Below are 13183 nucleotides of genomic sequence, written 5' to 3'. Positions count from 1 at the left end.
TTGCCTGGCGGCGATAGCGCGGTGGTCCCACCTGACCCCATGCCGAACTCAGAAGTGAAACGCCGTAGCGCCGATGGTAGTGTGGGGTCTCCCCATGTGAGAGTAGGGAACTGCCAGGCATCAAATTAAGTAGTAAGCCGGTGCATAAATCCGGTGGTTACAGAAGTATTCGGTGGAGCGGTAGTTCAGTCGGTTAGAATACCTGCCTGTCACGCAGGGGGTCGCGGGTTCGAGTCCCGTCCGTTCCGCCACTTATTAAAAAAATTAAGCCTGCTGATTAAGCAGGCTTAATGATAAGAAACTTTAGGGGCGTAGCTCAGTTGGTAGAGCACCGGTCTCCAAAACCGGGTGTCGCGAGTTCGAGTCTCTCCGCCCCTGCCATATAATAATCCTTTGCTCAGGCAAAGGATTTTTTTTGCTTTAAATTTCCCTTCGTTCATCCTCCGTCCCTGGAGGAGTCATCCTATCCTAATATGCTGTGCTTCAGGATCTCACGGATTTGCGCTTGCTTATCGCTGTTCTGTAGCCAAATCGCATAAAGAGGCCTTGAAAGCGTCACGCTGTCAGTGACAGTATGCAGGTTATTTTTTTCCTGCGCCCAGAGTACAGGCAACCACGTGCAGCCGTTAAGCGCGCTGAGCTGCTGATACGCTAATTCGGCAGAACTGGTGGTCAGGAGAGGAATATCATCATTTCCGATCAATCCCGCTTCATTTTGTTGAAAGTCAGGGCCCCATTCCAGGCGCAAATAATTCAATTCATTTGTATTTTTAGCCGGCGAGGCGCAATAAAGCGCTAAGGTAAAATTACCCAGCAACTGGCTGCTTAGTTCATCCATCTTCGGCGATTCGGTCGTGATCAGTAAATCAAGCTGACGTTCGTGCAGCTGTTTGACCAACGATTGCCTCTGCGCGATTCGCGCCTCAAATTGTAGGTTATAGGGCTCTGTATAGAGCTTTCCTAACCACTCGTTAAGCAGGCATTCCCATAGCGAAGCGCTGGCTCCGATTGAAAATTCGTTATGCCGGGAGGCATTTGCGACCTCCTTACGCGCAGCTTGCCAGGTGTTCATCAGGGTTTCGGCATAGGGCAGCAGTTTCTCTCCGGCTGAAGTCAGGCGGATATTATTGCGATGGCGGGTAAAAAGATTCACCCCCAGCTGGTTCTCCAGCTGACGAATACGAAAGCTAACTGCTGACTGCGTCAGATAAAGCGCCTCTGCGGCTCGGCCAAAGTGGCGAGTTCTGCTCACCTCGAGGAAAGTCTTGAGCAATTCCGTATCCACACTCTTCTCCGCAAAATTATTTGTCGTGATGATTTAAATGTTTTGTTTGACGCTCTGTCAAGCGTAACTAATACTCCGCGCCATAAATAGCTCGGCCAAAGAATCAGGAGCGTGTAGGATGGCGGAAAGCTTTACGACAACTAATCGTTTTTTCGACAATAAAAATTATCCGCGCGGGTTTTCCCGTCATGGAGATTTCACCATCAAAGAGGCGCAACTGCTGGAACGTCATGGTTATGCCTTTAATGAACTCGAACTAGGTAAACGCGAGCCTGTCACCGACGATGAAAAACAGTTTGTTTCGGTCTGCCGTGGTGAACGTGAGCCCGCAACGGAAGCAGAACGCGTCTGGATCAAGTACATGGCGCGCATTAAGCGTCCGAAGCGTTTCCATACTCTTTCCGGCGGCAAGCCGCAGGTGGAAGGCACGGAAGATTACACGGAAAGCGATGATTAAGAAAAAGGGCGTAAGCCCTTTTTTTACGTCATCATTTTTTGCAGATGGCTCAACATTCTGTCTATTGCCCGATAGCCAAGAGCCTCCTGCAAATGACGGCGTTCAATACGATCGACCTTCTCAATATCGGCAATCGTGCGTGAAACTTTAAGCAGGCGCTGCCAGGCCCGGATTGAGAGCCCCAGTTGCGTAAGCGTCTGCTCCAGCCAGATTGCGTCATCTTGATGAAGCTGGCACCAGATTTTCATCTCATTATTCCCCAGATTTGCATTGAGTTTTTTCTGTCGTGACAGTTGCCTTTCGTGCGCAGCCAAAACGCGTTGGCGTACGCAGGCGCTGCTCTCTTCTTCGTTTGTTCCCCGGCTAAGCACCCCCGGCGGCGGCAGAGGAATTTCCAGTGAGAGATCGAAACGGTCAAGAAATGGGCCAGATAAACGGGCCAGGTAGCGTAGCGTCTGTTCTGGAGATGCGCGATTATGCTGACCCTGATAGTGGCCCGTGGGGCTGGGATTCATTGCTGCAATAAGCTGAAAACGGGCGGGATAATCGATTTTCGCGCGCGTGCGGGAGATATGGATTACCCCGGATTCAATCGGTTCTCTTAATGCATCCAGAACCCTGCGTTCAAATTCGGGCAGCTCATCCAGGAACAGCACGCCATTATGAGCGAGAGAGATCTCTCCCGGTGTTGGAATAGAGCCGCCACCCACCATCGCAGCCAGGGACGCGCTATGATGCGGAGCTCGAAATGGCCTGCGGCGCCAGTTTTTCATCGCATAACTGGAATTGACCAGGCTAAGTATTGCCGCGCTTTCCAGCGCTTCCTGGTTACTCAGCGGCGGTAGTAGCCCAGGCAGCCGACTCGCAAGCATCGTTTTCCCTGTGCCGGGTGGGCCTATCATCAGCAGGTTATGTCCGCCTGCAGCGATAATTTCCAGCGCTCGCTTTCCTTGCTGCTGACCAATAACCTCGCGCAAGTCTAATGAAGACTCATCTGAGGTCTCCGCTTCCGGAATAGGATGATTTAGCGGGTTTTTTCCCTCCAGAAAGGCGCAGACCTCCTGAAGATGGGCGGCGATAAGACAGTCACTGCCGCCAATTAAACCCACCTCAGGAGAATTCTCATGAGAGACAATAATCTTTCTGCCCGCTCTTATCGCCTCCATCGCGCTGGATATAGCCCCAGGAACGCCACGTAGAGCGCCTGTAAGCGCCAGCTCGCCGACAAACTCGTATTGATTTAGCCTAGGAGCATTTAGCTGCTCAGAGGCCACCAGAAGCGCGAGAGCGATAGGTAAATCATATCTTCCCCCTTCTTTTGGTAAATCGGCTGGCGCCAGATTGATGGTGATTTTTTTCGCCGGCCAGGCGTAGCCGCTGTTGATAATCGCACTACGTACCCGGTCACGCGCTTCTCTGACCGTTGTTTCAGGCAACCCTACCATCGTCAGGCCAGGGAGTCCGTTGCTGATATGAACTTCAACTGTGATAAGGGGGGCGCCGATCCCAAGAGCGGCGCGGGTGTAAACAATGGCGAGTGACATAAAACCTCCTGAGAGCCGGCATTATGTCGGGGATTTTTTGTCGGGTAATTCAGCAATTTTAAATTTCAGGCGTTCGCTTCCAGCCAATTTTCCGTGAATTGCCGCTTTGCACTCGTTGCGGATACAGACTCGCAAAACATTGTTATCAGCCAGCGATGCGAGAAAAAGCTGTGGCGCTCGCCACAAATTGAAATATTTTCATTTCCTGTTTTTCCTATTAAAAACAATTGTTTTTTCGTAAATGGTTAGCAAGGTAAGAAATAGGGTCATAAAAAAATCTTGTATTTAATGCGATGTCTGTGGTACCTCTTTAGGTATTCCTTCGAACATGAAGCCAGAAAGAACATAAAATGACAGCCCTTCTACGAGTGATTAGCCTGGTCGTGATTAGCGTGGTGGTGATTATTATCCCACCGTGCGGGGCTGCACTTGGACGAGGAAAGGCTTAAAAAACAAGCCTTAACGAACTAAGACCCCCGCACCGAAAGGTCCGGGGGTTTTTTTATAACTTAAAAACAGAAAAGAGGAGCAGATGATGGTTGGCAGCATAAAATTCTGTTTCTCTCGATCTACGACGGGGAAGTAACTATGAATGGGGCGCGGTGGGTGGTACATGCTTTGCGAGCACAGGGTGTCGATACTGTTTTTGGCTATCCGGGTGGCGCAATTATGCCGGTTTACGATGCATTGTATGACGGCGGCGTGGAACACTTACTGTGCCGGCATGAACAAGGCGCAGCCATGGCGGCTATCGGCTATGCCCGGGCTACTGGCAAAACCGGCGTATGTATTGCGACGTCAGGACCGGGCGCAACCAACCTGATCACCGGCCTCGCCGACGCGCTGTTGGACTCCGTTCCCGTCGTTGCCATCACCGGCCAGGTTGCCGCTCCGTTCATTGGTACTGATGCATTCCAGGAAGTGGATGTTCTCGGTTTATCGCTGGCATGCACTAAGCATAGTTTTCTGGTGCAGTCGCTGGAAGAGCTGCCGCGCGTCATTGCCGAAGCATTCCATGTGGCAAACTCAGGGCGCCCCGGCCCGGTACTGGTCGATATCCCCAAAGACATCCAGCTGGCTCAGGGCGATCTCGATCCGCATTTCTCCATGGTAGCCGATGACGTTGACTTCCCATATGCGGATATCGAATACGCTTTGCAGATGTTGACTCAGGCGCAGAAGCCGATGCTCTACGTTGGCGGCGGCGTGGGTATGGCGCAGGCGGTACCGGCGCTGCGTGAATTTCTTGCCGTCACGCAGATGCCGGCAACGTCTACCCTGAAAGGGCTGGGCGTGGTGGCAGCTGATTATCCATACTATCTGGGCATGCTGGGGATGCATGGAACTAAAGCGGCCAATCTGGCGGTGCAGGAGTGCGATCTGTTGATTGCCGTAGGCGCTCGCTTTGACGATCGCGTGACCGGCAAGCTGAATACATTCGCCCCGCACGCCAAAGTTATCCATATGGATATCGATCCGGCAGAACTGAACAAGCTCCGTCAGGCGCATATTGGCCTGACTGGCGACTTGAACGTGATGCTGCCGGCGTTGCAGCAGCCGCTGTCCATCGATGCCTGGCGTCAGCGTAATGCACAGCTGCGCGCCGAGCACGCATGGCGCTACGATCATCCGGGCGAGGCCATCTATGCTCCATTGCTGCTGAAGCAGCTTTCCGAGCGCAAACCAGCAGATTGCGTCGTGACCACCGATGTGGGCCAGCATCAGATGTGGTCAGCGCAGCATATGACCTATACGCGTCCGGAGAATTTCATCACTTCCAGTGGATTAGGGACCATGGGCTTTGGCCTGCCGGCAGCAGTGGGCGCACAGGTGGCCCGTCCTGATGATACGGTAATCTGTATCTCCGGTGACGGCTCCTTCATGATGAACGTGCAGGAGCTGGGCACCGTAAAACGCAAGCAGTTGCCGCTGAAGATAGTGTTACTGGATAACCAGCGTTTAGGAATGGTTCGACAATGGCAGCAGCTGTTTTTCCAGGAACGTTATAGCGAAACCACCCTTACCGATAATCCCGATTTTCTTACTCTGGCCAGCGCCTTCGGCATTCCTGGTCAACACATCACCCGTAAAGACCAGGTTGAAGCGGCACTCGACACCATGCTTTCGAGCCAGGGGCCTTACCTGCTTCATGTCTCAATCGACGAACTTGAGAACGTCTGGCCGTTGGTGCCGCCCGGTGCCAGTAATGCAGAAATGCTGGAGAAATTATCATGATGCAACATCAGGTCGCCTTGCAGGCTCGCTTTAATCCAGAAACCTTAGAACGCGTGCTGCGCGTCGTGCGTCATCGCGGGTTCCAGATTTGCGCGATGAATATGGAAACCGCCGCCGATGCCCGGAATATTAATATCGAACTGACCGTTGCCAGCCAGCGGCCCGTCGAATTACTGTTTAGTCAATTAAGCAAACTGGTGGACGTCGCCTGCGTCGAGATCCAGCAACCTACATCACAACAAATTCGCGCCTGAGCGCAAAGGAAGAATAATGACGACGAAAAAAGCTGATTACATTTGGTTCAATGGCGAGATGGTTCCGTGGGGAGAGGCGAAAGTTCACGTGATGTCCCATGCGCTGCACTACGGGACTTCCGTATTTGAAGGCATCCGTTGCTACGACTCTCACAAGGGGCCGGTTGTGTTCCGTCACCGTGAACATATGCAGCGTCTGCATGACTCAGCCAAAATTTATCGTTTCCCGGTTTCGCAAAGCGTTGATGAGCTGATGGAAGCCTGCCGTGAAGTCATTCGTAAAAACAATCTGACCAGCGCCTATATTCGCCCGTTAGTTTTTGTCGGCGACGTGGGCATGGGCGTCAACCCGCCTCCGGGCTATAACACTGACGTGATCATCGCGGCGTTCCCGTGGGGCGCCTACCTGGGTGCCGAAGCTCTGGATCAGGGGATCGATGCGATGGTTTCTTCCTGGAATCGCGCAGCGCCGAACACCATTCCGACCGCGGCCAAAGCCGGCGGTAACTATCTCTCTTCGCTGCTGGTCGGCAGCGAAGCGCGTCGTCATGGCTATCAGGAAGGTATCGCGCTGGACGTGAACGGCTATATCTCTGAAGGCGCCGGTGAAAACCTGTTTGAAGTGAAGGATGGCGTACTGTTTACCCCGCCGTTCACCTCCTCCGCGCTGCCGGGCATCACCCGCGACGCGATCATCAAACTGGCGAAAGAGCTGGGTCTGGAAGTGCGCGAACAGGTATTGTCTCGCGAGTCGCTGTATCTGGCCGATGAAGTATTTATGTCCGGCACGGCTGCAGAGATTACGCCGGTGCGCAGCGTTGATGGTATTCAGGTGGGCGAAGGTCGCTGCGGTCCGGTCACCAAACGCATTCAGCAAGCATTCTTTGGCCTCTTCACCGGTGAAACCGAGGATAAATGGGGCTGGTTGGATCAGGTTAATAACTAAGTATAAAAAGATGGGGCGGCACGCAACGCCCCATTTAACAGACACTGGGAGTAACTAAAGCATGCCTAAGTACCGTTCCGCCACAACCACTCACGGCCGTAATATGGCGGGTGCCCGCGCGCTGTGGCGCGCCACTGGAATGACCGACGATGATTTCGGTAAGCCGATTATCGCCGTGGTGAACTCTTTCACCCAGTTCGTGCCGGGGCACGTTCACCTGCGCGATCTCGGCAAGCTGGTTGCTGAGCAAATTGAAGCCGCTGGCGGCGTCGCTAAAGAATTCAACACCATTGCGGTGGATGACGGGATCGCGATGGGGCACGGGGGTATGCTTTATTCACTGCCATCCCGCGAACTGATCGCTGACTCGGTGGAGTACATGGTTAACGCCCACTGTGCTGATGCGATGGTCTGTATCTCCAACTGCGATAAAATCACTCCCGGGATGTTAATGGCGTCTCTGCGCCTGAATATTCCGGTAATTTTTGTTTCCGGCGGCCCTATGGAAGCCGGGAAAACCAAACTGTCCGATCAAATCATTAAACTCGACCTGGTCGATGCGATGATTCAGGGCGCTGACCCGAAAGTCTCTGACGATCAGAGTAATCAGGTTGAACGTTCCGCTTGCCCGACCTGCGGTTCCTGTTCCGGGATGTTCACCGCCAACTCCATGAACTGCCTGACCGAAGCGCTGGGCCTGTCGCAGCCGGGTAACGGCTCGCTGCTGGCGACTCACGCCGATCGTAAACAGCTGTTCCTCAATGCGGGTTCGCGTATCGTCGAGCTGACTAAGCGTTACTACGAGCAGGACGACGCTTCTGCGCTGCCGCGTAATATCGCCAGCAAAGCGGCGTTTGAAAACGCCATGACGCTGGATATCGCCATGGGCGGTTCCACCAATACCGTCCTGCATCTGCTGGCGGCAGCGCAGGAGGCGGAAATCGACTTCACCATGAGCGATATCGATAAGCTTTCACGCAAAGTACCGCAGCTGTGTAAGGTGGCGCCAAGTACGCAGAAATATCATATGGAAGACGTGCACCGCGCGGGCGGCGTATTGGGTATTTTAGGCGAGCTGGATCGTGCCGGACTGCTGAACCGCGATGTGAAGAACGTGCTCGGTTTGACCCTGCCGCAGACGCTGGAGCAGTACGATATCACCGTCACGCAGGATGAAGCGGTTAAAAAGATGTTCCGCGCCGGGCCTGCGGGTATCCGCACGACGCAGGCTTTCTCTCAGGATTGCCGCTGGGACAGCCTGGATGACGATCGCGCAGAAGGCTGTATCCGCTCGCTGGAACACGCTTATAGCAAGGACGGCGGTCTGGCCGTTCTGTACGGCAACTTTGCCGAAAATGGCTGCATCGTGAAAACTGCCGGCGTAGACGATAGCATCCTGAAATTCACCGGCCCGGCTAAGGTATACGAAAGCCAGGACGCGGCCGTGGATGCCATCCTCGGTGGTAAAGTGGTTGCGGGTGATGTGGTAGTTATTCGCTATGAAGGTCCGAAAGGCGGACCGGGAATGCAGGAAATGCTCTATCCGACCACCTTCCTGAAATCCATGGGGCTGGGTAAAGCCTGCGCGCTGATAACCGACGGTCGCTTCTCCGGCGGTACTTCAGGCCTCTCCATCGGTCACGTTTCTCCGGAAGCCGCCAGCGGCGGCAATATCGCGATCATTGAAGATGGCGATATGATCGCCATTGATATCCCAAATCGCAGTATTCAGCTGCAGCTGAGCGATGCTGAGATCGCGGCGCGCCGTGAAGCTCAGGAAGCACGCGGTGATAAAGCCTGGACGCCGAAAGATCGCGAGCGTCAGGTTTCCTTTGCCCTTCGCGCCTACGCCAGCCTGGCAACCAGCGCCGACAAAGGCGCGGTGCGCGATAAATCGAAACTTGGGGGTTAATGATGGCCGAGTCGCAACCCCTGTCCGCCGCCCCTGAGGGGGCGGAATACCTCAGAGCCGTACTGCGCGCGCCGGTATACGAAGCCGCGCAGATTACGCCGCTGCAAAAAATGGAAAAGCTCTCGTCGCGCCTCGATAACGTTGTGCTGGTGAAGCGTGAAGATCGTCAGCCGGTGCACAGCTTTAAGCTGCGTGGGGCGTACGCGATGATGGCCGGGCTGACGGAAGAGCAAAAATCGCACGGCGTGATCACCGCTTCGGCGGGTAATCATGCGCAGGGCGTGGCTTTCTCCGCCTCTCGCCTGGGCGTGAAGGCGCTAATCGTCATGCCAACCGCCACCGCGGATATCAAGGTCGATGCGGTGCGCGGCTTCGGTGGTGAAGTGCTGCTGCACGGCGCGAACTTCGATGAAGCCAAAGCCAAAGCTATTGAGCTGGCGCAGCAGCAGGGATTCACCTGGGTACCGCCTTTCGACCATCCGATGGTGATTGCCGGGCAGGGGACGCTGGCGCTGGAGCTGCTGCAGCAGGATGCCCATATCGACCGCGTATTCGTACCGGTTGGCGGCGGAGGTCTCGCGGCGGGCGTGGCGGTGCTGATCAAACAGCTCATGCCGCAGATTAAGGTCATTGCGGTTGAAGCTGAGGATTCTGCCTGTCTGAAAGCCGCCCTCGATGCGGGCCATCCGGTTGATTTACCCCGCGTGGGGCTATTTGCCGAAGGCGTGGCGGTTAAACGTATCGGTGATGAGACTTTCCGTCTCTGTCAGGAGTATCTCGACGACATCGTCACCGTTGATAGCGATGCCATCTGCGCGGCGATGAAAGACCTGTTTGAAGACGTGCGTGCGGTAGCAGAACCTTCCGGCGCGCTGGCACTGGCGGGAATGAAAAAATATATCGCTCAGCATAATATTCGCGGCGAACGCCTGGCGCACGTGCTTTCCGGTGCGAACGTCAACTTCCACGGTCTGCGCTACGTTTCCGAACGCTGCGAACTGGGAGAACAACGTGAAGCGCTGCTGGCGGTCACCATTCCTGAAGAGAAGGGCAGCTTCCTCAAGTTCTGCCAGCTGCTGGGTGGCCGGTCGGTGACCGAGTTTAACTACCGCTTCGCCGATGCAAAGAATGCCTGCATTTTTGTCGGTGTGCGCCTGAGTCGCGGTCTGGAAGAGCGGAAAGAGATCCTCAATCTGCTGCATGAAGGGGGCTACAGCGTGGTGGATCTCTCCGACGACGAAATGGCCAAGCTACACGTACGCTACATGGTCGGCGGGCGACCTTCGCAGCCGTTGCAGGAACGTTTGTTCAGCTTCGAGTTCCCGGAATCGCCCGGCGCCCTGCTGAAGTTCCTGCATACGCTGGGTACCCACTGGAATATTTCACTGTTCCACTACCGCAGTCACGGTACCGATTATGGCCGCGTGCTGGCGGCATTCGAACTGGGCGATCACGAGCCTGATTTTGAAACCCGCCTGCATGAGCTGGGCTACGACTGCCACGATGAAACCCATAACCCGGCGTTCCGGTTCTTCCTGGCGGGGTAGTTATTATGATGACCGGAAGAAACCGCCTCTTCCGGTCATCTGTCAGAATGACATAAATGGCAGCATGGGTTACTTCATCACCGTCCCACGTACATACTTATCCAGCTTGTCCGATTCATAAAAGTTCATGCATTGCGCCAGCACGTTATTGGCAGTCTGAGCATGGTCAGGGTGTAATGACATCGTTAGCCGATCAAAATCTTTCGTCTCTTTGGCGACGAACGTCTGAAATGCCTTCCACACGCCGGCATTATCCAGGGCGTATCTCTCAATCATAAATGACGCATCCTGCGACGGGGCCGATCGCGCGCCTTCAGGCGTTCGGGCTTTGTAATTCGCCACCAGGCATTGCTGAAGCGCCAGATGTTTGATATCCAGCACGGTAATGCCCTTCGGTTTTGCCTGGACGGTACAACATAACACCATGGCTATGGTTAATAGCAACGTCCCTGAACGCATGTTATCTCCTTATTTTGTTTGAACGATTTCCCAGAACGCATTAATCAGCGGTTCATGCAGTCGCTTTTTGGGCGCGCAGACGCCCAGTTCAAAAGGGGTTTTTTCGTCGCTACGCTCCAGAATCATTACGCGATTGCGCACCGGCTCCGGGCTATTTTCCAGCACCACTTCCGGCAGCAGCGCGACGCCGCAGCCGAGCGCCACCATGGATACCATGGCTTCATGTCCGCCCACCGTCGCGTAAATTGATGGATTACTGATTTTATGGCGACGAAACCACAGCTCAATGCGGCGGCGCACGGGGCCCTGGTCGGCCATGATAAAGGGTACCGTTGCCCAGTCAGGCTTCTCCACCGAGACCTGGTTGCGAACCGGACAAGGCAGCGCCGGGGCGATTAGCACCACCGCCAGATTTTCCAGCATTGCGAAGGCCACCGCGCCGGGAAGCGTTTCTGGCTTACCGGCTATTGCCAGATCGGCTTCACCCGTCACCACTTTCTCCATCGCATCGGCGGCATCGCCGGTGGTGAGCTTAATTTCCACCGAAGGGTGCTCGGCGCGAAAGCGATCGAGTATGGGAGGCAGGTGGCTGTAGGCGGCGGTTACCGAGCAGAAGATATGTAGCTCGCCCGACAGCGACGGCCCTTGCTGATCGATAGTGTGGCGCAGCTGCTGATACTGCAGCAGCGTCTGCTGGGCAAACGTTCGTAGCTCTTCTCCCGCTTCGGTAAGCGTCACCGTGCGGTTATCGCGGACAAACAGCGGCTGCCCGAGGTCTTCTTCCAGGCGCTGAATTTGCCGGGACAGTGTGGAAGGGCTGACGTGCATTGCCCGCGCGCTGCGGCCAAAATGGCGGCTTTCCGCCAGATGCAGGAAGGTTTTTAGATCGCGTAAATCCACCGGCGGCACTCCACGATTTTACATTGCAGAAATTGCAACGTGACGTTGTGAATATATCAATTTCCGCAATAAATTTCCTGTTGTAATGTGGGTACATTCTCGCTGAACCGCGAACCGAACAAAATAAGACACACAACATCACGAGGTATCATCATGGCTAACTACTTTAATACACTGAACCTGCGCCAGCAGCTGGCGCAGTTGGGCAAATGTCGCTTTATGGGTCGCGACGAATTCGCCGATGGCGCAAGCTACCTTCAGGGTAAAAAAGTGGTCATCGTCGGCTGTGGCGCTCAGGGTCTGAACCAGGGCCTGAACATGCGTGACTCCGGTCTCGATATCTCCTATGCGCTGCGTAAAGAAGCGATCGCCGAGAAGCGCGCATCGTGGCGTAAAGCGACCGAAAACGGCTTCAAAGTGGGTACCTACGAAGAGCTGATCCCGCAGGCTGACCTGGTGGTTAACCTGACGCCGGACAAGCAGCACTCTGACGTTGTGCGTTCCGTTCAGCCGCTGATGAAAGACGGCGCGGCGCTGGGCTACTCTCACGGTTTCAACATCGTGGAAGTGGGTGAGCAGATCCGTAAGGATATCACCGTTGTGATGGTAGCGCCGAAGTGTCCGGGTACCGAAGTGCGCGAAGAGTACAAACGTGGTTTTGGCGTACCGACTCTGATCGCGGTTCACCCGGAAAACGATCCGAAAGGCGAAGGCATGGCCATCGCTAAAGCCTGGGCTGCGGCCACCGGCGGTCACCGTGCGGGCGTTCTGGAGTCTTCCTTCGTGGCGGAAGTGAAATCCGACCTGATGGGCGAGCAGACCATTCTGTGCGGTATGCTGCAGGCTGGCTCTCTGCTGTGCTTCGACAAGCTGGTGGAAGAAGGTACCGACCCGGCATACGCTGAGAAACTGATTCAGTTCGGCTGGGAAACCATCACCGAAGCGCTGAAGCAGGGCGGTATCACCCTGATGATGGATCGCCTGTCTAACCCGGCTAAGCTGCGTGCTTACGCGCTGTCCGAACAGCTGAAAGAGATTATGGCGCCGCTGTTCCAGAAACATATGGATGACATCATCTCCGGTGAATTCTCCTCCGGTATGATGGCTGACTGGGCCAACGACGATAAAAAACTGCTGACCTGGCGTGAAGAGACCGGTAAAACCGCGTTCGAAACCGCGCCGCAGTTTGAAGGTAAAATCGGCGAGCAGGAGTACTTCGATAAAGGCGTTCTGATGATCGCGATGGTGAAAGCAGGCGTTGAGCTGGCGTTCGAAACCATGGTCGATTCCGGCATCATCGAAGAGTCCGCTTACTATGAATCGCTGCACGAGCTGCCGCTGATCGCCAACACCATCGCCCGTAAGCGCCTGTACGAAATGAACGTGGTTATCTCCGATACCGCAGAATACGGTAACTACCTGTTCTCTTACGCTTGCGTACCGCTGCTGAAAGAGTTCATGACTACCCTGCAGACCGGCGACCTGGGCAAAGCGATTGCCGAAGGCGCGGTAGATAACGCTCAGCTGCGCGACGTGAACGAAGCTATTCGCAGCCACGCTATCGAGCAGGTTGGTAAGAAACTGCGCGGCTATATGACCGATATGAAACGTATTGCGGTAGCGGGCTAATTCCCCGTCGCCTTT

The 13183-nt window shown here is 54.8% G+C and carries 12 protein-coding genes, 2 tRNA genes and 1 rRNA gene; 11 read left to right on the top strand and 4 right to left on the bottom strand.

Annotated elements, in window-relative coordinates; translation table 11 throughout:
• Nucleotides 1-3 precede the first annotated feature (3 nt).
• The 3 genes from rrf to ACSIPU_RS26385 all read left to right on the top strand — a co-directional run bounded on the left by rrf (nt 4) and on the right by ACSIPU_RS26385 (nt 381).
• A 5S ribosomal RNA gene (gene rrf / locus ACSIPU_RS26395) occupies nt 4-119 on the top strand.
• A gap of 55 nt (nt 120-174) precedes the next feature.
• Nucleotides 175-251: transfer RNA gene (locus tag ACSIPU_RS26390), tRNA-Asp, on the top strand.
• A gap of 54 nt (nt 252-305) precedes the next feature.
• Nucleotides 306-381, top strand: a tRNA-Trp gene (locus tag ACSIPU_RS26385).
• 82 nt (nt 382-463) lie between these two features.
• Here ACSIPU_RS26385 and hdfR read toward each other — a convergent pair.
• Nucleotides 464-1285, bottom strand: coding sequence for an HTH-type transcriptional regulator HdfR (hdfR, locus tag ACSIPU_RS26380; RefSeq protein WP_004107593.1), 822 nt, complete (start codon nt 1283-1285; stop codon nt 464-466).
• Nucleotides 1286-1403: 118 nt separating this feature from the next.
• On the opposite strand from hdfR, the gene ACSIPU_RS26375 reads away from it, so the two are divergent.
• Nucleotides 1404-1742, top strand: coding sequence for a DUF413 domain-containing protein (locus ACSIPU_RS26375; protein WP_004097464.1), 339 nt, complete (start codon nt 1404-1406; stop codon nt 1740-1742).
• 23 nt (nt 1743-1765) lie between these two features.
• On the opposite strand, the gene ACSIPU_RS26370 is transcribed toward ACSIPU_RS26375, so the two are convergent.
• The gene (locus ACSIPU_RS26370; RefSeq protein WP_004116935.1) at nt 1766-3286 is read right to left on the bottom strand and encodes a YifB family Mg chelatase-like AAA ATPase; all 1521 of its coding nucleotides are present in this window, start codon (nt 3284-3286) and stop codon (nt 1766-1768) included.
• A 350-nt stretch (nt 3287-3636) separates the two neighbouring features.
• Here ACSIPU_RS26370 and ilvL point away from each other — a divergent pair, with 350 nt between their 5' ends.
• The 6 genes from ilvL to ilvA all read left to right on the top strand — a co-directional run bounded on the left by ilvL (nt 3637) and on the right by ilvA (nt 10180).
• Nucleotides 3637-3735 (top strand): ilv operon leader peptide, encoded by a 99-nt coding sequence (gene ilvL, locus ACSIPU_RS26365; RefSeq protein WP_001311244.1) that lies wholly within the window; start codon nt 3637-3639, stop codon nt 3733-3735.
• A gap of 139 nt (nt 3736-3874) precedes the next feature.
• Nucleotides 3875-5521, top strand: a complete 1647-nt coding sequence (gene ilvG / locus ACSIPU_RS26360; protein WP_004107597.1) for an acetolactate synthase 2 catalytic subunit — start codon at nt 3875-3877, stop codon at nt 5519-5521.
• Nucleotides 5518-5775, top strand: a complete 258-nt coding sequence (gene ilvM / locus ACSIPU_RS26355; protein WP_004107599.1) for an acetolactate synthase 2 small subunit — start codon at nt 5518-5520, stop codon at nt 5773-5775. The genes ilvG and ilvM overlap by 4 nt, the downstream gene beginning before the upstream one ends.
• A gap of 16 nt (nt 5776-5791) precedes the next feature.
• The gene (gene ilvE / locus ACSIPU_RS26350) at nt 5792-6721 is read left to right on the top strand and encodes a branched-chain-amino-acid transaminase (RefSeq protein WP_004107600.1); all 930 of its coding nucleotides are present in this window, start codon (nt 5792-5794) and stop codon (nt 6719-6721) included.
• 61 nt (nt 6722-6782) lie between these two features.
• Nucleotides 6783-8633, top strand: a complete 1851-nt coding sequence (ilvD, locus tag ACSIPU_RS26345) for a dihydroxy-acid dehydratase (protein ID WP_023329094.1) — start codon at nt 6783-6785, stop codon at nt 8631-8633.
• 2 nt (nt 8634-8635) lie between these two features.
• The gene (gene ilvA / locus ACSIPU_RS26340) at nt 8636-10180 is read left to right on the top strand and encodes a threonine ammonia-lyase, biosynthetic (RefSeq protein WP_024274874.1); all 1545 of its coding nucleotides are present in this window, start codon (nt 8636-8638) and stop codon (nt 10178-10180) included.
• Between the two features lie 69 nt (nt 10181-10249).
• Here the strand turns inward: ilvA and ACSIPU_RS26335 are convergent, their stop codons facing one another.
• Both ACSIPU_RS26335 and ilvY read right to left on the bottom strand, forming a co-directional pair.
• Nucleotides 10250-10639, bottom strand: coding sequence for a hypothetical protein (locus tag ACSIPU_RS26335; protein WP_004107609.1), 390 nt, complete (start codon nt 10637-10639; stop codon nt 10250-10252).
• Nucleotides 10640-10648: 9 nt separating this feature from the next.
• Complete coding sequence (ilvY, locus tag ACSIPU_RS26330; RefSeq protein WP_004107613.1) at nt 10649-11539, bottom strand: HTH-type transcriptional activator IlvY; 891 nt, start codon at nt 11537-11539, stop codon at nt 10649-10651.
• A gap of 153 nt (nt 11540-11692) precedes the next feature.
• On the opposite strand from ilvY, the gene ilvC reads away from it, so the two are divergent.
• Nucleotides 11693-13168, top strand: a complete 1476-nt coding sequence (gene ilvC / locus ACSIPU_RS26325; RefSeq protein WP_003018001.1) for a ketol-acid reductoisomerase — start codon at nt 11693-11695, stop codon at nt 13166-13168.
• Nucleotides 13169-13183: the final 15 nt, after the last annotated feature.

This window comes from Klebsiella sp. HN106 (assembly GCF_051209435.1).
GTDB classification, from domain to species: Bacteria; Pseudomonadota; Gammaproteobacteria; order Enterobacterales; family Enterobacteriaceae; genus Klebsiella; species Klebsiella oxytoca.
Note: the sequence above shows the minus strand (reverse complement) of the source record. Positions and strands in the feature narration are given on the sequence as shown.

Excerpts from the sequence above, each read along its gene's own strand:
- ACSIPU_RS26375 (WP_004097464.1), top strand. The coding sequence starts at position 1,404 with ATGGCGGAAAGCTTTACGACAACTAATCGTTTTTTCGACAATAAAAAT.
- ACSIPU_RS26370 (WP_004116935.1), bottom strand. The coding sequence starts at position 3,286 with ATGTCACTCGCCATTGTTTACACCCGCGCCGCTCTTGGGATCGGCGCC.
- ilvL (WP_001311244.1), top strand. The coding sequence starts at position 3,637 with ATGACAGCCCTTCTACGAGTGATTAGCCTGGTCGTGATTAGCGTGGTG.
- ilvG (WP_004107597.1), top strand. The coding sequence starts at position 3,875 with ATGAATGGGGCGCGGTGGGTGGTACATGCTTTGCGAGCACAGGGTGTC.
- ilvM (WP_004107599.1), top strand. The coding sequence starts at position 5,518 with ATGATGCAACATCAGGTCGCCTTGCAGGCTCGCTTTAATCCAGAAACC.
- ilvE (WP_004107600.1), top strand. The coding sequence starts at position 5,792 with ATGACGACGAAAAAAGCTGATTACATTTGGTTCAATGGCGAGATGGTT.
- ilvD (WP_023329094.1), top strand. The coding sequence starts at position 6,783 with ATGCCTAAGTACCGTTCCGCCACAACCACTCACGGCCGTAATATGGCG.
- ilvA (WP_024274874.1), top strand. The coding sequence starts at position 8,636 with ATGGCCGAGTCGCAACCCCTGTCCGCCGCCCCTGAGGGGGCGGAATAC.
- ACSIPU_RS26335 (WP_004107609.1), bottom strand. The coding sequence starts at position 10,639 with ATGCGTTCAGGGACGTTGCTATTAACCATAGCCATGGTGTTATGTTGT.
- ilvC (WP_003018001.1), top strand. The coding sequence starts at position 11,693 with ATGGCTAACTACTTTAATACACTGAACCTGCGCCAGCAGCTGGCGCAG.